Origin of the sequence: Caballeronia sp. GAWG2-1, from assembly GCF_023631405.1 — a bacterium.
In the GTDB taxonomy this organism is placed as follows: Bacteria; Pseudomonadota; Gammaproteobacteria; order Burkholderiales; family Burkholderiaceae; genus Caballeronia.
The window spans coordinates 228,996-247,157 of record NZ_JALQDD010000006.1; the positions used below are offsets into that span (position 1 = coordinate 228,996).

Genomic DNA, 18,162 nt, shown 5'->3' on the forward strand with positions numbered 1-18,162 from the left:
ACGCTCACCACTTGCGGTAAGGGACGCCGTTGAGGCCGGTTCCTTCCGAAAGCGAGTAGACGTCGTAGACGTCGTTGCCTTCGCTCGGTGAATCGGCGGAACTCGAATAAGCGCGCTTGCCCCAGGTCTGTTCATCCGAACGGCTCGGGCAATCGCACATCGGATCGCGCGGAACACGCCGCAGGAAGAAGATGCGCGCGTGAGTCGGATTGGTCTTGTCGACTTCGCCGTCCACCAGTACGTCGAGCTTGGCGGGATAGCCCGTTTCGCCGAGCGGACGATCGAACTTGCCGGCATCGCCGGCGGCTTTGTAAGCATCGATGGCATCGCGAATACTCCATAGGGCGCGCCGCAATTCGTCTTCGCGGTTGCGTTGCGCGGTCACCTGCACCAGCGGCGCCGCGACCATCGCCAGCACCGCGATGATCGCGAGCGTGATGAGCAACTCGATGATCGTGAAGCCCTTGTCCATGGTCGCGGCTGGTTGCACGTGTCTAGGGTTGGGTCGGCGGCGGCGAGGTCGCGGCGGGTGGCTGTGGCGGCGGCGTGGGTGCGGGCAGCGCCATTACGGGCGGCGGCGCGGAAGGCGTCGGCACGGGCGGAGGCAGGGCAGGCGCGCTGCCCGCGCCGCTTGGCGGAACGCGCACGCTTGCGTTCGGTCCGACCGGGTCGCGCTCCGTCGAAATGCGCGTCTCCGTGCCCGAATCGAAGGACACGACATTGCCCGCCGGAATGGCCTGATTGCGCACGATGCGCGGCGTCAGCATCAGCACGAGCTCCGTCTGATGCTGGTCGTTCGCGCGCGTGCCGAAGATCCGGTCCAGCAGCGGAATGCGGCTCAGGCCTGGCAAACCGGAGCCGGACGCGCGCTCGTTGCGCTGCAGGAGACCCGCGAGCAGCTGCGTTTCGTTGTTGCGCACGCTCATCACCGTTTCGGCCGTGCGAGTGCCGATCTGATAGGCGACCAGTCCCGTCGTCGTCGTGATCGTATCGGTAACGTTCGACACTTCCATGCGCAACTTCACCTGCACTTCGTCCGAGTTGACGATCACGGGCGCAACTTCCAGCGTGAGGCCCACGTCCTGATAGTTGATGCTCTCGGAGCTGAAGTTGCTGGAGAGCGTCGTCGTGACCACGGGCAGACGGTCGCCGATCAGCACCTTCGCCTTCTCGCGGTTTCTCACGCGGATGCTCGGGTTCGCAAGCGTCTTGGTTTTGCCCTGGTTCTGCAGCATGTCGATACCGACCGGCCCGATCCTCACGAGCACGTCGCTGCTGTTCAGGTTGCGCAGTTGCTGCAAGGTGAGCGTGCCCGGCGCGCGGGTCGAGGCATCGGAATTGGTCCCGTCCGGCATGAGCGCGAACTCGATACGATTCGGATACGAAATGCCCATCTGCAGCAGATCGGATGACGATACTTCGAGAATCTGCGCGTCGATGACGACTTCCGCGGGCGTCACGTCGAGCGCGCGGATGATCCGCTCCGCGACCTTGATGGTGTCCGGCGCGTCGCGCATGATGATCGCGTTGGTGCGTTCGTCGAGCACGGCATCGCGCGTCTTGACCATCTGCTTGACCGCCGCGAGCACCTGCGCCGCCTGCGAGTTCTGCAGATAGAACGTGCGCACGACGAGGTCCTTGTATTCCGTTTCCTTGTCGGGCCGCTTCGGGTAGATCAGGATCGAGTTGCCGCTCACCACCTTGCTCGCGAGCTGGTTCGCCTGCAGGACCATCGTCATCACTTGCTTGACGGGCGTGTTGCTCGCGAAGATGGTCGTCGGCGCGGCGGCCTGCACTTCGCGGTCGAAGGTGAAGTTCAGTCCGGTAATGTTCGACATCAGCTCGAAGATACTGATAAGCGGCTGATCCCGGAACTGCACCGTGATCGGCTGATTGAGGTCCTTGTTGAGCTTCGGTTCGAGGTCTTGTCCCTTGGGCGCGAGCAGCAGGTCGCGCAGACGGATGGCGCGCGCGTTGTCGGGCTGTTTCGAGAGCACGTCGTTGAGAATCGCCATCGCCTGGTCCGGTTGATCCTGATAGATCGTTTCGGCGTATTGCACGGCGGTGTCGATGGGCGCCTGCTTCTCGATCCACGCAATCATCTCGCGCGGCCCGTCGTCGCCGGGCGCGGCGGCCTGAGCCTTCTTCGCCCACGCGATCGCCTGGGCCGAATCTCCCGCGCGGTACGCGACACTTGCGCGCTGCAAGTACTCCAACGAAACCTTGCGACGCAGGCTCACATACCAGTTGTAGATTTCCAGGTCGTCGGGATACTGCGCGCTCTGCTGCGCGAGCAATTCGAGCTGCGCGTCGGGCGGCATGGTCCCCAGACGGTTCTGCAGATCCTTGCGATGCATCTCGCCCGCGCACGCCGTCAATAGCGGAATCAGGACCCAGACCGTAATGTCTTTGAGCCGGCTCATTTCAGTTCTCCGAGCGACAGCGTTTGTCGGCGCTTCAACGGCAAGTACATGAACCTCACTTCTTTACGGTTGATGTCCTCGATCTTGTAGGCGTTGAGAAGCACATCGCCCTTACGCAGGAAACCCGTTTTCTTGCAGTTGATGCAAAGCGGGAACTCGCGTCCGGTGCCGCTCAGAACGACGTAGAAGATGCCTTGCTGGTCCAGCCACAGCGAACGGACGACGAAAGGCAAGGGCGGCAAGGGCGGCGGTGGCGGCGGCTTGATGGATTCGGGCGGCGGAGGCGGCGGCGGTGGCGGCTGCCAGTTCTGCATGGGGAAGATGTTCACGGCGGCAACGCGGGTATCCGGCGCGGCGTTGGCTTGCGGCGCACTTGCCGGTGCAGGCGCGCTCGCTCGTGAAACTCGCTCCTTCGTGGCCACCGCCGGAGGACGATCCGCCTCGTCGTCGGGCGCCCCGCGAAACCACACGAACAAGATCAAGCCGAGCGTCACGACGAGCAGCCCGCTTATCGGCCACGAGATTCTCAGGGTTCGCATATCGAGCGGCTTCACTTGGCCGCCTCCACGACGAACGAACATTGCAGCCGAACTTCGAGATCGGTCACGCCGATATTCGGCCGCGACAGCGTGAGCCGCTCGCAGCGAATGCCCGGCAAGGTCCGCAACTCGGAGAAGAAAGTACGAAATTGCAGATACTGACTCGAAAACGACGTCTCGACGACAAAGCGGCGGGAGGGCGAATCCTTGTCCTGCGCGGCCATCTGATACGTGATTTGCGGCATCGAGATACCGTTCTTCGCGGCGATCGCGTGCAGGCTGTGCAGGAAAACGAAGTAACGCTGCTCCGGACTCGTCGGCGCCACGGCTTCGTCCGGCATGGGCGGCGGAGGTTGTTTCAGCTTCGCGGTGCGCGCATCGAGATCGAGCTCGCGTGCGGCGATGTCGTTGCGAAGCGGCAAGATCTCGACCAGCGCGATGATCGCCGCGCTGCTCAGGAGCAGTAGCGCAAAGAGCCCGAAGGTGCCAAGCCGCCACTGCGCGCGGCGCAGTTCCCAAAGCCAGCGGCTCATCTGGAACCTCCGGCGGAAAACGCGGCCACATCCGGCGCCGACGCGCCCGTTGCCGCCTGCGTCGCGAATGGGCGCCACGTCACCTGAAGCGCGGTTTCCACGGTTTTGACAGGCGGCCCCGGCTTCTCGCTCTGCCGCTTGATCGAGACGCTTTCGGCGGCGGGCTGCGCCTGCAGCCAGTCCGCATAGGAGATCGCTTCCTGCGCCGAGCGCGTCTCGAACTGCATGTTGATGGTGCGCGATGCGGTCACGATATCGAGCGAGAGCATCGCGATATTCGGTTGCCAACCGCCTTCGATCAGACTGCGCGCCGGTTCCGCCGCATAGCGCTGCTGCGCCATCAAGGCGTCCGCGCGGGGATTGCGCGTGCCGCGATGCGCCCGGCCAATGCGCTCGAAGCGTTTCTCCTCCTGCGCGACCGACGCTTCGCGTTCATCGAGCGCGGCGCCTTGCTCCTTGAGTTTGTCGCGATACTGCATCGTCACGAACAGCACGACGACGCCGAGGGCGAGCGCAATCAGCCCGGTCGCCACGCCCGGACGATTGGCCCGATGCAGGTCGATGGCGGGCGCTTTCATGGCGAAGCCTCCCATGGCGCGGCAAGCCATTCGACGAGCGTTGCATCCGCGACCCAGCGATCGGCTGCGCCCGGCCCGATGGCGTAACAGCGCTCGGGCGGCTCGGTGGCGGCGAGCACGAAGGCGTCGCGCAGCACGTCGTCGAGCGGGCCCGCCACCGGCAGCGCGATGAAGCCGCTCCAGCCGCCGCCGCGCCGCAAGCCGATATGCGCGATGGCCGCGCCGCTTGCCGCCTGCTCCAGTTCCACGACGGCGATGTTGCCGTCGCGAATGTGCCGCGCATGCTTTTGCATGGAGAAGGTAAAGCCCGGCTCGATACCGAGCAATTGCAGCCGTCGCGTCTTGCATAAGCGCTCGATGCCCGCGCACAGCGCCTCGGGCATCGCGGCGGCGAGGCGGGCTTGTTGCCACGCGCCATCGGTGACTGCGAAGCGCCACGGCTCGGCGCCCGCGCCCGCCTGCACGGCCTGCATGCGCGCCATCGACACCCATTGCTCCGGCTTGGGATGCGGCCGCCACGGCAGCGCGTAATAGCGCACGAACGGCGCGCCGACGACCACGCGCAGGCCGTGCAGCCCAGGTCGCGCGGGCTTCGGCGCGAGCGCCTCGATGGCCTTGAGCGCGGCCGCCGTGTCGCCCGGCGTCGTAAGGGCTTCGGTATTCACGTTGCTCGCGACGCCGGACTCTCGCACGCGTTCGCCATCGACCCATAGCGTCACGCGCGGCATGAAAGCGCCCGCGCGGGCCGGGCCCGTGCGCCTCGAAGGGCGCTTCGCGACGGCGCTCATCGCTCCGACCAGATCCGACCAACGTGACATGTTCCGTCTCCGCTAGGCCGGTTCGACGATCGTGACGCGATTGACTTCCGCGAGCGTCGTGCGGCCATCCGCGACCGCGCGCAGGGCGATCTGGCGAATCGGCACGAAACCGCTTCGATTCGCGAGTTGCTTCAGTTCGATCAACGGCCGCCGTTCCACGAAGCACTGCTTGATCGCGTCGTTCATGCGCAGCACTTCCGCAATCGGCTGACGCCCGAGATAGCCCGTCCGGCGACATGCCTCGCAGCCCGCGCCACGGCGAAAGCGCCAATGCGCGACCTGCTCGCGCGTGAGCGCGGAGGCAAGCAGCGTGGCGTCGTCGGGCACCTCGTCGTCGCGCACGCAATGCGGACAGTTCTTGCGCATGAGCCGTTGCGCGACGGCGCCGAGCAGCGCATCGACGAAGCTGTGCATGTCGACGCCCATGTGAAGGAAGCGATCCAGCACGGAGAACACATTGTTCGCGTGCACCGAGGTCAGGACCAGGTGTCCCGTGAGCGCGGCCTGCACGGCGATGCCAGCGGTTTCGCCGTCGCGGATCTCGCCCACGAGAATCTTGTCGGGATCGTGCCGCAAGATCGAACGCAGGCCGCGCGCGAAGGTGAGTCCTTTCTTGTCGTTGATCGGAATCTGCAGCACGCCCGCGAGTTCGTATTCGACGGGGTCTTCGATCGTGATGATCTTCTCGTCGCCCGTGTTGATTTCGGTGAGCGTGGCGTAGAGTGTGGTCGACTTGCCCGAACCGGTCGGGCCCGTCACGAGCAACAGGCCGTAGGGCTCGCGCGCGATCGAGCGAATCGACGCTACCGTGTCCGGGTCGTGTCCGAGTCCGTCCAGACGCAGCGTCGTGCTGTTTGCATCGCCGCGCTGCTTGTCGAGCACGCGCAGCACCGCGTCCTCGCCGTGAATCGACGGCATGATCGACACACGAAAATCGATCTCGCGCTGATTGATGAACGCCTTGAAGCGGCCGTCTTGCGGAATGCGCCGCTCGCCGATATCGAGCTCCGCCATGACCTTGAGCCGCGAGAGCACTTGCTCCGCGACATCGGTGCCGGGCGCGGACGCCGTTTCCTGCAGCACGCCGTCGATGCGGTATTTGATGACGAGGCCCGTCGCGGTGCTCTCGATATGGATGTCCGAGGCGCGCGCCCTGAGCGCGTCGTACAGCGACGAATTCACGAGCCGGATGACGGGATGCACGTCCGCCGAAAGCGTGGCGAGCGTGATCTCCACGCCCGCCGCGGCGGCGTTGCCGGTCTTGCTGTCGACATTGACCTGCGTGAGCGCCTGATGCGCGGACTCGTGCAGCGCGAGGTACGCCATGAGCTCGCCCGGCACGCAGAAGGCGAACGCGAATGGCTTCTTAACGCGCTGCATCGCCCAGGCACGCAGCGGCGGATCGAATGGATCGGCAAGCACGAACCACAGGCGCGCGTCGCTGTCGGCGGCAAGCAGGCAGCGGCGCGACATGGCTTCGCCGAACGGCAGGAGGTCGAAGCGCGGTTCGAGCGTTTCGAGCGCGGTGGCGTCGAAGCCGCGCAGGCCGATGGTCTGCGTGACCTTCTTCAGATAGTCGGCGCCGTCGTGTTCCGCTTCGTCCCAGAACTGCTGCTGCTTCGGGCGCGGGTCGCGCACGGGGTTCGCCTTCGCGGGCGTATCGGTGGTCTGTTCCATGTCTTATCCCACGCTTCCGGCCAACTGAAAAATCGGCATATAGAGCAGAAAGATGATCGTCCCGACGATGCCGCCCACCACCAGCATCAGCACCGGCTCGACCACGCGCATCAGCGTGTCGATCGCGCGGTCGAGTTCCTCGTCGCAGAATTCGGCCGAGCGCGTCACCATGCCGGCCAGCTCGCCGCTCTGCTCGCCGACGCGGATCAGCCGCTCGGCCACCGGCGTCGTGAGATTCGCGGCCGGCAACGCGCCGGACAGCGACTTGCCCGCGCGCACTTCGTCGAGCGCGCGCGCAAGCGCGGACTGCATCAGCGAAGGCAGCAGTTGCGCGGAGAGTTCGAGCGCCGCGACCATCGACATGCCGCCCGCGAGCAACAGGCCGAGCGTCCGGTAAAACCGTGTCAGGGCGAAGAGCCGTTGGTAATCAGCGAGCTTGGGCAGGCGCAGCACCGCGCCGAACAATCTGCCGCGCACCTTCTCGTTGCGCAGCGCCATGATCGCGCCGGCGAGCGCGGCCACGATGCCCGCGAGCAGCACGCCGCCGTGCTCGGCGACGAGGTTGCCCCAGGCGAGCATCATGCGGGCGGAGAAGGGAATGTCTTTCATCGACGCGAACACCTGGCTGAACTTCGGAATCACGTAGAACGCGAGGAACAGGATGATGAACGCGCCCGTGGCGATCACGATGGACGGATACACCATGGCCGACACCACTTTCTTGCGCACCGCCGCGAGCCGCGCGTCGTAGTGGTGATAGCGCTTGAGCGCCTCGGAAAGATGCCCCGTCTGTTCCGCCGATGCCACGGTCGCGACATACAGCGGCGGGAAATGTTCGGTTTGACGCTCGAGCGCCCGCGACAACGGCTCGCCTTCGTAAAGCGCGGTGACGATGCCTTGCAGCACCGTCCGGTTGAGGCCTTCCTTGCTTTTGTCGCGCAACGTCTCGACCGTTTCGACGAGACTCAGGCCCGCTTCCAGAAGCGCGATCAGTTCCTGCGTAAAGAGCGCGCGCTCGAATACGGGCTTGCGCAACGAGAGACCGCGCGACTTCTTTTCCACGGGTGTCGCTTCGATCAGCGACAAACCCATGTCGGCCATGTTCTGCCGAAGTTGCGTTTCGTCCGCTGCATCGAGCTCCAGTTCCTGCTGGCCGCCGTCGGACTCGACCCGCACGCGATATCGCATGACTGCCGCCGAATCCATCATTTGCCGATGATGTCCGCGTCCTCGCCCGAACCGCCGGGCTTGCCGTCGGCGCCGTAGGTCATGAGGTCGTAGTCCTTGCCGTTCTCGCCGGGCGAGCGGTAGACGTACGGCTTGCCCCACGGATCGTTCGGAATGGCGCTGCTCATGTACGGACCTTCCCAGCCCGAGGTGTTGCCGACGTTGCTCATCAACGCCTGAAGTCCGGCGTCGGTGCCGGGAAAGTGGCCGGTGTCCAGACGGTATCGATCGAGCGCGTCTTCGATACCCTTGATCTGCGTCGCCGCTGTCTTGGAGCGCGCCTTGCCGACTTCACCGAAGAGCTTCGGGCCGACATAGCCCGCCAGGAGCGCGATGATGAGCAGCACCACCAGCAACTCGAGCAAGGTAAAGCCGCGCCCGCGCCAGCCGAGATTGTGCCGGGAGAGTTTCGTTTTCGACACAGCGGCCGTCGAGAACGCGGCATTCGTCAATCGATCCTGCATGGCTGCCCCCGATTCATTGCACTGCGCATCGTCTGCGCCCGGCGTCACGCACCGGGCGCAGTCGCGCGGCCGATCACTTGTTGACTTCGCTCATGACGCTCAGCAGTTCCGCGTTGGCGGCGTCGCCGTCCAGCTCCCAGCCGAAGACACCGCGCAGACTGAACTGCTTCACGTAGGCGTTCTTGACGCGGATCGTGGTGGGCGAGTCGTAGGACCAGAAAGTCGTGCCGTCGAACTTGTACGACTGCTTCGTCACCGGATGCTCGTACACCGTGCCTGCGGCGCTCTTCAAGAGCCGGTAGTCCTGGATGCCGGCCTCGTACTTCCCGGGCGCTGTCTTGGTGGCTTTCTGATAGAGCCCGTCTCCCTTCGGTCCCGGCGTGACGCCGGTCCAGCCGCGCCCATACAACGGAATGCCGAGAACGATCTTCGACGACGGCACTCCCGCTTTCAGCAAGGCCTGGATGGCGGCATCGGTGTAATAGGTGTTGCCGGGAGCGCCCGCCATGTTCGGGCTGGCCGGGTCCGGATACAAATGCGACTGGAAGTCCGTCGGGCCGGTGCTTTCCCATCCGCCGTGATAGTCGTAAGTCATCACGTTGATCCAGTCGAGCGGCTTGCTGTAGTCGCCCGGGTTGGTGCTGGCGATCTTGTCGCCACCCGCGCCGATGGCGACCGTCAGCAGATAGCGTTTGCCGTTTTGCGCGCCCATGGCGTCGAGTTGCTTGCGGAATTCCGTCAGGAGAAGCGTGTAGTTCTCCTTGTCCTTGACGTCGTACGTGTTGTAGGGCTGACCGCCGCCGCCGGGAAATTCCCAGTCGATGTCGATGCCGTCGAACACGTTCGCTGCGACGCCATCTCCGCCCGCGTTCGAGGCAGCATCGAAGGGCACGTTGCCCTTGATATAGACATCGATGCACGACGAGACGAGCTGCTTGCGCAGCGCATCGGTAGCGCTGGCCTTGCTGAACCACTTCGACCAGGTCCATCCGCCGAGCGAAATGATCATGCGCACATTGGGGTACTTGTCCTTCAATAGCTTGAGCTGATTGAAGTTACCCTTGAGCGGACCGGACTTGCCCTGACGTGGATCGCCATAGGGCCAGTCCCATGCATCGCTCTTGCCGTTGACCGATTCGTTCGCCGAGAAGCCTTTTTGATAGTCGGCCCAGGCATCGCCGCCGGTGCCTGCGTCCGGGGCGTTCTCGTTGGTCGCACCCGGTTCTGCCTTGTTGATGATGCCGCACTCGTAGCCGCCGTTCTTTTGATAAACGTTGCCGAATGCGTAGTTGATAAACGTGAGCAACTTCGCCGAGCCCGATGTGTCGACATCCTTGACCTTGTAGTTGCGGTCGTAGATTCCCCATTGCGCGAAGTACGCGCCGACTTCACGCGCGCCGGCGGGAGCGGGGGCGGGCGTTGGTGCTGGCGTGGGTGTAGGCGTAGGTGCCGGCGTAGGTGCCGGCGTAGGCGTCGGGACCGGTGTCGGCACGGGTGCCGGCGTAGGAGTCGGGACCGGTGTTGGTGCTGGTGTTGGAACCGGCGTTGGTGTCGGTGTCGGTGTCGGCGTTGGAGTCGGAACCGGTGTTGGTGTTGGCGTTGGAGTCGGAACCGGCGTTGGTGTTGGCGTTGGAACTGGCGTTGGCGCCGGTGTCGGCGTCGGACTTCCCGAGCATGCGCCTATGTCTTCCCATACGCCGTATTGTCCGGACTGCGTCGGGTTGTCGCCTTGGGTCCACCACTTGTTTCTGTAATTGCGTCCATTGGCCGTGACGCGCGTACCTGTCTGTGCATAAACCTGCGATGCCGACCACGCAGCGAAGCAAGCCGAAGGTGTCGGAGTGGGAGAGGGTGTTGGCGTTGGAGTCGGCGTCGGGGTTGGTACGGGAGTTGGCGCAGGAGTCGGAGCGGGTGTCGGCGCAGGCGTGGGCGATGGTGCTGGCGTAGGCGTAGCCGCGCTCACATCGCGCCATAAGGTCGGCGTGCTGGCCGGAGTCCACCCAGCGCCTGGATAAGCCGTATGCGCCTGAAGAGCCTGGTATGTGCGCCCGTTGTAGGTGACGGTCGCGCCCGCCGCGTAGGTCGCACCTTCCTGCCATTCGGCGCCCAACGCATTGATTGAATAAGCGACGAGCGCAGCCAGCGTCAGCGCAGTAGTCTTCGACTTCATGCCAAGGCGATTCATGAGAACGGCCTCCTTACTCGGTTTGTTTGGTTCGTTTCGATCCGCGACTCATTTGCGCTGACTGAACTGTCGTCAAACCCTCTCTTATAGGGCTTGTGCGATCATTGATAATCCAGCGACCAAGGCGAGGCAAGCCGAAAATCGGATATTAGGTTTCCTACGGAAAAATTTTTAAGGGTAGACGGAGCATGTTTTCCTTGACGTTTTTTTCTTGTGAGAATGACGTCGATTCGTTCAAGGAACTCGTTGAGAGAAGCGAAGCAAATACGAACGATCCAGGCGAAACTGCGAATGCAATCTCGAATCATGGCGATGCTTGCGTTACAAAGAAAGCTGCACCGTTCAGCAGATGCCTTCAGTCGGGAAGACGATGAAGCAGATGTGGTGAAGTGGGATGAACACCCGAGACCCGTCGTTTTATCTTTGTGAATTCAAATCGGGATTGTTGGGCATCTGAAGCGTGAAGGGCAAAACACTCGACCTGCATTGCATCGCTTTCCAATGAATCGAGCGTTGCCTTGCAAGTCGTGTCGTGCGTAGATTGGCGCCCCGCGAATATCAAAACTCGACGGTCACGAACTTGACCAACGGCGTGGTCTCGGAGTTTATCGCCGACGATTGCGGTTCCGCGGCAACGCCGATCGTCTTTCGAGCATCGCCGTAAGCGGCAGTCGCGGCCTGTGCTGTTGCTTGCCCGGAGACGGCGGTGCTTGCATGCAGTTCGCTCATGACGGAAACGCCGTAGGGCGTTTGTTTTCCCGTGCAATCCACCTTGATGGACGTTCGGGCATTCGCACCGGAAAGCATCTCAATCGGATCTGCCGTTTCCGAACCGCTGACGATCGAGCAGGCATTGTGGATGGTCAACGTGACTTCTAGTTGTGAGCTTTTGCGCTCGGCATATGAGGCGGACGTGCCGGAAAGCGCTTCCGCCGCAACGAGCGCAGCCAATGCGGTACTGCGAAAATTGCGCTTGTGCATGATGATTCCCGAAGGCAAAAAAGTGTCTCTCATCATGCTTGCGGGCTACGCCAAGGCGGATAGGTTCGCTCCCATTTCATGCGTGCATTTGAACCATGCAGTGTTTCGCACGGCGTGATAAAAACCGGCGTTCCAAAAAAAATGGACCCACGAATGGGTCCGATTCGAAGCATGGTCCGGCTCGATCAGCCAAGCGCCGCACGCGCCGCCTTGGCGGCCGCACGCACCTGATCCGGCGCGGTGCCGCCCGCATGATCGCGGCTCGCGACCGAACCTTCGAGCGTGAGATATTCGAAGACATCGTCGCCAATCAGATGCGCGACGTTCGCCAGTTCCTGCTTCATTTCATCGAGCGACAAATCGGCGATATCGCATTCGCGATCCACGCAGATGCGCACCGCATGCGCCACGGCTTCGTGTGCGTCGCGAAAGGGCAGGCCACGCTTCACGAGATAGTCCGCGAGATCGGTGGCCGTCGAGAAACCTTGCAGCGCGGCCGCGCGCATGGCCTGCGGCTTGACGGTAATGCCCGCCGCCATTTCCGCGAAAATGCGCAATGTGTCGGCGACCGTATCGACGGTATCGAAAAGCGGCTCCTTGTCTTCCTGATTGTCCTTGTTATAAGCGAGGGGCTGGCCTTTCATCAGCGTGAGCAGCGCCATCAAATGACCGTTCACGCGGCCTGTCTTGCCGCGCGCGAGCTCGGGCACGTCGGGGTTTTTCTTTTGCGGCATGATCGACGAGCCGGTGCAGAAACGATCCGCGAGATCGATGAAACCGACGCGCGGACTCATCCACAACACGAGTTCTTCGGAAAAGCGCGAGACGTGCGTCATGACGAGCGCGGCGGCCGCCGTGAATTCGATGGCGAAGTCGCGGTCGGAGACGGCATCGAGCGAATTCGCGCAGATGCCATCGAAGCCGAGCGTCTTCGCCACCGCGTGACGGTCGATCGGATAACTCGTGCCCGCGAGCGCCGCCGCACCCAACGGCAGGCGGTTCACGCGCGTGCGGCAGTCGCGCATGCGCTCGGCGTCGCGCGAGAACATTTCGACATAAGCGAGCAGGTGATGCCCGAAGGTCACGGGCTGCGCCACCTGCAAATGCGTGAAGCCCGGCATGATGGTGTCGGCGTGCTTCTCGGCCATGTCGATGAGCGCGCTTCGCAGGTCCTTCAACAGTTCACCGATACGGTCGATCTCGCCGCGCAGCCACAGGCGAATGTCGGTTGCGACCTGATCGTTGCGCGAGCGGCCGGTGTGCAGGCGCTTGCCGGCGTCGCCGATCAACGCGGTCAGCCGCGCCTCGATGTTCAGGTGCACGTCTTCCAGGTCCAGCTTCCACTCGAACTCGCCGCGCTCGATTTCGCCCTTGATCTGCGCCATGCCGCGCTCGATGGCGGCAAGGTCGTCCGCGCCGATGATCTTCTGCGCCGCAAGCATCGACGCGTGCGCGAGCGAGCCTTGAATGTCGACGAGAGCGAGCCGCTTGTCGAAGAACACCGACGACGTATAGCGTTTGACGAGATCCGACATGGGCTCGGAGAAGCGAGCCGACCAGGCTTCGCCTTTTTTGTGCAGTTGGGACGTCATGGTGATGTGATTGGCGGTTGAGGCGAATGAGGCGGCTAAAGCGGCAAGCCGGAAGTCGAAGATTTTAACATTCGGCGCCTGCTGCCTCAGTCGTTGCCGACGAGGATCACGAGCTTCAGATCTTCGCGATGCGCGGGCTTGAAGGTGATCTGGTTGAACACGAGTCGTCCGCGCGACGGGTGATCGAACGCGCGTTCGCCGCCTTCGCGCTCGAACACGTCCTGCGACGCCCAGTAGCGCGCGAAGGCATCGCTGGCGGCGCCGAGCGTGTCGATCAGCGTGCGCGTGGGCGCGTCGTTGAGGTGACGGATGGAATCGGCGCGAAACTCGGCGGCAAGACGGCGCGCGCGCGTGTCCCAATCGACGATCAACGCGCGCGCCACCGGCGAGGTGAACGTGTAGGCGAGCAAGTTGCGGTCGTGTTCGCCATCGAGCCAGCCGACGAACAGTTCCGACGCGTGCGCGTTCCAGCGCAGCGCATTCCACTGGCGGTCGAGCACGTAGGCCGGCGCGCCGATCAGCCCGACGCTCTGCAAGAGCGCGGCGGGCACGTCCTGCGCGGTGGGATCGGGCTCGGCGGGATCGCGTTCCTCGGCCAGTTCGAAGAGATACGCGCGTTCGGCCCGCGACAACTGCAATGCGACGGCGATACGCGCGAGCGCATCCGCCGAGGCGGAAACCGGCCGGCCCTGCTCGATCCACGTGTACCAGGTCGGGCTGACGCCGCACAACGCGGCGACTTCCTCGCGGCGCAGCCCCGGCGTGCGGCGGCGCGGCCCCGGCGGCAAACCGACGGACTGCGGCGAAAGCCGTTCACGATGCGCCCGGATGAATTCGCCGAGCGCGCGTGCGGGGATATCGACAGCTTCTCTGGATTCGGTCTTCGGGATCGTTTTCATGAGGCGTGGCGGGTAATGTCGATACCAGAATAAACAGTCCACTTGTACTGGTACAAGGCGGGCTCTATTGTAGCGGCAGGCCGGGCGGCTCAGGAACCGCCCGGCGTCCCCAAGAACATTCCGGAGCCATACCGATGAAACACCACGACCAGGTAGCCGATGCGTTCGGCAGCACCGCCGCCGCCTATCTCACGAGCCAGGTTCACGCGAGCGGCGCCGATCTGCAAAATCTCGCCGCGACTTTTGCCGCGACGTGCGGCAACGCGACCGTGCTGGACATGGGATGCGGCGCGGGTCACGCGAGTTTCGCGGTGGCGCCGCACGTGCGCGAGGTCGTGGCGTACGACATCGCCCCGCAAATGCTCGCCACGGTCGATGCCGCCGCGAAGGAACGCGGCCTTGCCACGATCCGCACGCAACAGGGCGCCGCCGAGTCGCTGCCATTCGCCGACGCCTCGTTCGACTGGGTGGTGAGCCGCATGAGCGCGCATCACTGGCGCGACGTGCCGCGCGCGCTGGCCGAAGTGCGGCGCGTGCTCAAGCCGGGCGGCCGGCTGAAATTCATCGATATCGCGGGCGCCGACGATCCGCTGTACGACACGCACATTCAGGCAATCGAACTGTTGCGCGATGCATCGCATATCCGCGACTATCGCGCCGACGAGTGGATCGCCATGCTCGATACCGCCGGCTTCGACGCGAACGTGACCGAGCGCTGGCGTATCGGCCTGGAATTCGATTCGTGGGTGACACGCATGAGAACGCCGCCCGAACGCGTGACGGCGATCAAATCGATGTGGGCCGCCGCGCCCGACGAAGTGCGCGAATACTTCAAGGCCGGCGACGACTTCTCGTTCGAGCTGGATGCGTTGATGATCGAAGGCAAGCGGCGCGACTGAGCGCCGCTCGAATGCCGCAAGGGCTACTTAAACAAACGTGCCACGAACATATGGCGTGATTCGTGGCACGTGAAAGATGCAATGCCCGTTGCGGGGCGCATCGATCAACCCGTATTACGCAGGCCCGCCGCAATCCCGTTGATCGTCAAATGAATCCCGCGCCGCAGCCGCACGTTTTGATCGCCCGCGCGATGCCGCTTGAGCAGTTCCACCTGCAAGTGATTGAGCGGATCGAGGTACGGAAAACGGTTCTTGATCGAGCGCGCGAGCAGCGGATTGTCAGCGAGGCGCTCGCCCTTGCCGGTGATTTCCGCGAGCACGTTGCCGGTCCGCTCGTGCTCCGCGACGATGCGATCGAACACGCGCTTCCTGAGCTTCTTGTCCGCGACGAGCTGCGCATAACGCGACGCCACCGCGAGATCGGTCTTCGCGAGCACCATATCCATGTTCGAAAGCAGATTCGTGAAGAACGGCCACGTCTTGTGCATCTTGCGCAAGGTGCCGAGGCGCTTCGCGCGTTCCGCGTCCGAGTCGGCCGAATCGAGATAAGCCGTCACCGCGCTGCCGAAGCCGAACCAGCCCGTCAGCAGCAGGCGGCATTGGCCCCACGAAAAGCCCCACGGAATGGCGCGCAAATCTTCGATCTTGCGTTGCTTCGGGTCCTGCAGCTTGCGCGATGCCGGCCGGCTGCCGATGTTCAGTTCGGCAATCTCGGCGATCGGCGTCGAGGCGAAGAAGTAATCGGTGAAGCCGGGAGTTTCGTACACGAGCGCGCGGTACGCGGCCATCGCGGAATCGGAGAGCGTTTGCATCGTCGCTTCGAATAGCGGCAATTGCGCGGGCGCGTTCTCGTGCGGCAGAAGCGATGCCTCGAGCGTCGCCGCCACCACCGTTTCCAGATTGCGCCGCCCGATTTCCGGATTGCCGAACTTACTCGAAATGACTTCGCCTTGCTCGGTGAGACGGATTTGCCCATCGACCGTGCCGGGCGGCTGCGACAGAATCGCCTGATAGGTCGGGCCGCCGCCGCGTCCCACCGTGCCGCCCCGGCCGTGGAACAGACGCAAGGTCGTGCCGCGTTGCTTGAACAGCGCGACGAGCGCCAGTTCCGCGCGATACAGCTCCCAGTTGGACGTCAAGAAGCCGCCGTCCTTGTTGCTGTCCGAATAGCCGAGCATGACTTCCTGCTCGTTGCCCTGATTTTCGATGAGCGCGTCGATGCCCGGCAGCTTGAAGAACTCGCCCATGATGACCGGCGCATTGCGCAAGTCGGCGATGGTCTCGAAGAGCGGAATCACCATCACGCCATCGCGCGCGGGATTGTCCTTGCTGCCGAGGCAACCGTGCAGCACGCCGGTTTCCTTCTGCAGCAACATGACTTCGAGCAAGTCGCTCACGGTCTCCGTGTGCGAGATGATGTAGTTGCGCACCGCGCGCTTGCCGAACTTCTCGCGCGTCACGCGTGCGCCTTCGAGCACGCCGAGTTCGCTCTTCGCGAGATCGGAGTAATCGGCATAAGGAAGACGCAGCGGACGCGGCTGCGCAAGTTCCCTGAGCAACACGGCGCGCTTGTCTTCCTCGAAAAGCGCCGCATAGTCGGCCTCGACGCCCGCGCGCGAAAGCAACTCCGCGATCACCGCTTCGTGGATATCCGAGCTCTGCCGCAAGTCGATGCTCGCCAGGTGAAAGCCGAACACTTCCGAAGCGCGCGTGAGCGGCGCGAGCCGCAGCAGCGCAAGCGAGCCGCCATGATGTTGCGCGAGCGAGTCGATCAGCACATGAAGATCGCGCGTGAATTCCGAGCTATCGCCATAAGGCGTCGCGCGAATTGGCGCCGCGCCGCGTCCCGCGCTGCGCACCGCGACCACGCCTTCACCCAGCCGCACGCGCGCGCTCGCCGCGATCCGCGTATAGATGCCGATCAGCGCGCGCCTATATGGTTCGTCCGTGCGATGCGGCGACTGGTCCGGCGAGGCTTCCGCGAGCGCCTGCAAGGCTTCGCTCGATCCGGCGAGCAGATTCGACACGGACAACTCCGCGCCGAGCTTGTGCACCTGTTCCAGATAGTGTTCGAAGATGACCGTCGCTTGCCGCGTGATGGCGTTTTCCAGCGTGGCGGCGGTGACGTTCGGATTGCCGTCGCGGTCGCCGCCAATCCAGCTTCCCATCTGGAAGAACGGCGGCAGCCGCGCGGGCAGGCCGTGTTCAGCGAGCGCTTCCTCGATATCGGCGTAAAGCGCGGGAATTTCCTCCAGAAAAGTCGCGCGATAGTACGAAAGCGCGTTCTCGATTTCATCGGCGACCGAAAGGCGCGACTCGCGCAACATGCGCGTTTGCCAGAGCGAGGTCACGCGCGCCCGCAGGACGGCTTCGTTGTGCGCGCGTTCGCGCGCTGTCAGTTCCTGATCGCGTTCGGCAAGCAGGCGCGCGATGTCGTGTTGCGCATCGAGAATGCTCTTTCGCGACACTTCCGTCGGATGCGCGGTGAGCACGGGCACGATGAGCGCGGCATCGAAGAACTTTTCCAGCACCTTGCGTGTTTTGCTGACGTTGGACTGCTCGCGCATGCGCTCGATGGCGTAGGCGATGGTGCCCGGCTGCGAAGTCGAACCGGCGAGCGCGTGAATCCGCCGCCGCCGATTGTGATGCCGGTCTTCCGCGATATTCGCCAGATGCGAGAAATAGCTGAATGCGCGCACCACGCTGACCGTCTGTTCCGGCGATAAAGCACGCAGACGCTTTTCCAGCGCTTGCGACGCTTCGTTGTCGTCCTCGCGGCGAAATTTGACGGCGGTCTGACGAATGGCTTCGACGAGGTCGAAGACGGCGTCGCCTTCCTGTTCGCGCAACACGTCGCCGAGCAGGCGGCCAAGATAGCGGATGTCTTCGAAGAGCGGACGGTCCTTGTCGTCGCGCGTGCGGCTGGTCGGCTTCGGCCGTTCGGCGCCATTGATGGCCGTTTTGACGCTCGCCTTCTTGGGAACCGGCGCGGCCTTTGGAGCCACGCTCGCCTTCGATGCCTTCACGGCAGTGGCCGCTTTCGTCGTGCGAATGATTGGCGTCGCTGACGTTGGCATCGCTGACGATGAGGCGCCGGTTGCATGGGCCGCGCTCGATGCGTCGGCGGAAGAGTCAGGCGATAGAGCGTTGCGGCGCGCGGGGCGGGCCGATCCGGAAGTCGTCACGTCGGGTTCTCCTCAGAAGCTGCGCAGTCAGGGTAACGCGACGAAATCACCGACGAAACGAGTTCTGCACAGCCGCGCGAGGTGCGGCGCGAAGCTGCCGCAACCGCGCCGCAGCCGCTTTGCCTTCCGCTACCGGAACGCGTGCTGAACGCTTCGAAAGGC

Annotated in this window: 15 protein-coding genes; 1 reads left to right on the forward strand and 14 read right to left on the reverse strand. The window is 63.8% G+C overall.

The features are described from left to right. Window positions 1–4: 4 nt before the first annotated feature. The 13 genes from NCR98_RS03440 to NCR98_RS03505 all read right to left on the reverse strand — a co-directional run bounded on the left by NCR98_RS03440 (window position 5) and on the right by NCR98_RS03505 (window position 13,916). Window positions 5–472 (reverse strand): type II secretion system protein, encoded by a 468-nt coding sequence (locus NCR98_RS03440; RefSeq protein ID WP_244827304.1) that lies wholly within the window; start codon window positions 470–472, stop codon window positions 5–7. Between the two features lie 22 nt (window positions 473–494). After that, window positions 495–2,423 carry a secretin GspD/PilQ domain-containing protein gene (locus NCR98_RS03445; RefSeq protein WP_250525514.1) on the reverse strand — a complete coding sequence of 643 codons (1,929 nt, stop codon included), beginning with the start codon at window positions 2,421–2,423 and terminating at the stop codon, window positions 495–497. Continuing rightward, a complete protein-coding gene (locus tag NCR98_RS03450) occupies window positions 2,420–2,962 on the reverse strand; it encodes a hypothetical protein (RefSeq protein WP_250463615.1) in 543 nt (180 codons plus the stop codon). Before NCR98_RS03450 ends, NCR98_RS03445 begins: the two co-directional genes overlap by 4 nt. 11 nt (window positions 2,963–2,973) lie before the next feature. Then, window positions 2,974–3,495, reverse strand: a complete 522-nt coding sequence (locus NCR98_RS03455) for a hypothetical protein (protein WP_250491942.1) — start codon at window positions 3,493–3,495, stop codon at window positions 2,974–2,976. Then, entirely contained in the window at window positions 3,492–4,073 is a 582-nt protein-coding gene (locus tag NCR98_RS03460; RefSeq protein WP_250525515.1) for a hypothetical protein, read from the reverse strand. The genes NCR98_RS03455 and NCR98_RS03460 overlap by 4 nt, the downstream gene beginning before the upstream one ends. Then, window positions 4,070–4,891 carry a hypothetical protein gene (locus tag NCR98_RS03465; protein WP_250525516.1) on the reverse strand — a complete coding sequence of 274 codons (822 nt, stop codon included), beginning with the start codon at window positions 4,889–4,891 and terminating at the stop codon, window positions 4,070–4,072. The genes NCR98_RS03460 and NCR98_RS03465 overlap by 4 nt, the downstream gene beginning before the upstream one ends. Window positions 4,892–4,903: 12 nt before the next feature. Continuing rightward, entirely contained in the window at window positions 4,904–6,568 is a 1,665-nt protein-coding gene (locus tag NCR98_RS03470) for a GspE/PulE family protein (RefSeq protein WP_250491944.1), read from the reverse strand. A gap of 3 nt (window positions 6,569–6,571) precedes the next feature. Continuing rightward, entirely contained in the window at window positions 6,572–7,756 is a 1,185-nt protein-coding gene (locus tag NCR98_RS03475) for a type II secretion system F family protein (protein WP_250508685.1), read from the reverse strand. A 17-nt stretch (window positions 7,757–7,773) separates the two neighbouring features. After that, window positions 7,774–8,259, reverse strand: coding sequence for a type II secretion system major pseudopilin GspG (gene gspG / locus NCR98_RS03480; RefSeq protein ID WP_250463627.1), 486 nt, complete (start codon window positions 8,257–8,259; stop codon window positions 7,774–7,776). Between the two features lie 73 nt (window positions 8,260–8,332). Further along, a complete protein-coding gene (locus NCR98_RS03485) occupies window positions 8,333–10,444 on the reverse strand; it encodes a glycosyl hydrolase family 18 protein (RefSeq protein WP_502799707.1) in 2,112 nt (703 codons plus the stop codon). 558 nt (window positions 10,445–11,002) lie between these two features. Then, window positions 11,003–11,395, reverse strand: a complete 393-nt coding sequence (locus tag NCR98_RS03495; RefSeq protein ID WP_250525519.1) for a hypothetical protein — start codon at window positions 11,393–11,395, stop codon at window positions 11,003–11,005. A 215-nt stretch (window positions 11,396–11,610) separates the two neighbouring features. Then, a complete protein-coding gene (gene argH, locus NCR98_RS03500) occupies window positions 11,611–13,017 on the reverse strand; it encodes an argininosuccinate lyase (RefSeq protein ID WP_250525520.1) in 1,407 nt (468 codons plus the stop codon). 86 nt (window positions 13,018–13,103) lie between these two features. After that, window positions 13,104–13,916: a helix-turn-helix transcriptional regulator gene (locus tag NCR98_RS03505; RefSeq protein WP_250525521.1), complete on the reverse strand. Its 813-nt coding sequence runs from the start codon at window positions 13,914–13,916 to the stop codon at window positions 13,104–13,106. Window positions 13,917–14,050: 134 nt separating this feature from the next. Between NCR98_RS03505 and NCR98_RS03510 the strand changes: the two genes are divergently transcribed. Then, entirely contained in the window at window positions 14,051–14,815 is a 765-nt protein-coding gene (locus NCR98_RS03510) for a class I SAM-dependent methyltransferase (protein ID WP_250463642.1), read from the forward strand. A gap of 104 nt (window positions 14,816–14,919) precedes the next feature. Here the strand turns inward: NCR98_RS03510 and ppc are convergent, their stop codons facing one another. After that, on the reverse strand, window positions 14,920–18,000 hold the full coding sequence (gene ppc / locus NCR98_RS03515; RefSeq protein WP_250525522.1) for a phosphoenolpyruvate carboxylase: 3,081 nt from the start codon (window positions 17,998–18,000) through the stop codon (window positions 14,920–14,922). Window positions 18,001–18,162 lie beyond the last annotated feature (162 nt).

Coding starts and splice junctions, on each gene's coding strand:
- gspG (WP_250463627.1), bottom strand. CDS start 8,259: ATGCAGGATCGATTGACGAATGCCGCGTTCTCGACGGCCGCTGTGTCG.
- NCR98_RS03470 (WP_250491944.1), bottom strand. CDS start 6,568: ATGGAACAGACCACCGATACGCCCGCGAAGGCGAACCCCGTGCGCGAC.
- NCR98_RS03455 (WP_250491942.1), bottom strand. CDS start 3,495: ATGAGCCGCTGGCTTTGGGAACTGCGCCGCGCGCAGTGGCGGCTTGGC.
- NCR98_RS03450 (WP_250463615.1), bottom strand. CDS start 2,962: ATGCGAACCCTGAGAATCTCGTGGCCGATAAGCGGGCTGCTCGTCGTG.
- NCR98_RS03445 (WP_250525514.1), bottom strand. CDS start 2,423: ATGAGCCGGCTCAAAGACATTACGGTCTGGGTCCTGATTCCGCTATTG.
- argH (WP_250525520.1), bottom strand. CDS start 13,017: ATGACGTCCCAACTGCACAAAAAAGGCGAAGCCTGGTCGGCTCGCTTC.
- NCR98_RS03475 (WP_250508685.1), bottom strand. CDS start 7,756: ATGCGATATCGCGTGCGGGTCGAGTCCGACGGCGGCCAGCAGGAACTG.
- NCR98_RS03505 (WP_250525521.1), bottom strand. CDS start 13,916: ATGAAAACGATCCCGAAGACCGAATCCAGAGAAGCTGTCGATATCCCC.
- NCR98_RS03465 (WP_250525516.1), bottom strand. CDS start 4,891: ATGTCACGTTGGTCGGATCTGGTCGGAGCGATGAGCGCCGTCGCGAAG.
- NCR98_RS03510 (WP_250463642.1), top strand. CDS start 14,051: ATGAAACACCACGACCAGGTAGCCGATGCGTTCGGCAGCACCGCCGCC.
- NCR98_RS03460 (WP_250525515.1), bottom strand. CDS start 4,073: ATGAAAGCGCCCGCCATCGACCTGCATCGGGCCAATCGTCCGGGCGTG.
- NCR98_RS03485 (WP_502799707.1), bottom strand. CDS start 10,444: ATGAATCGCCTTGGCATGAAGTCGAAGACTACTGCGCTGACGCTGGCT.
- NCR98_RS03440 (WP_244827304.1), bottom strand. CDS start 472: ATGGACAAGGGCTTCACGATCATCGAGTTGCTCATCACGCTCGCGATC.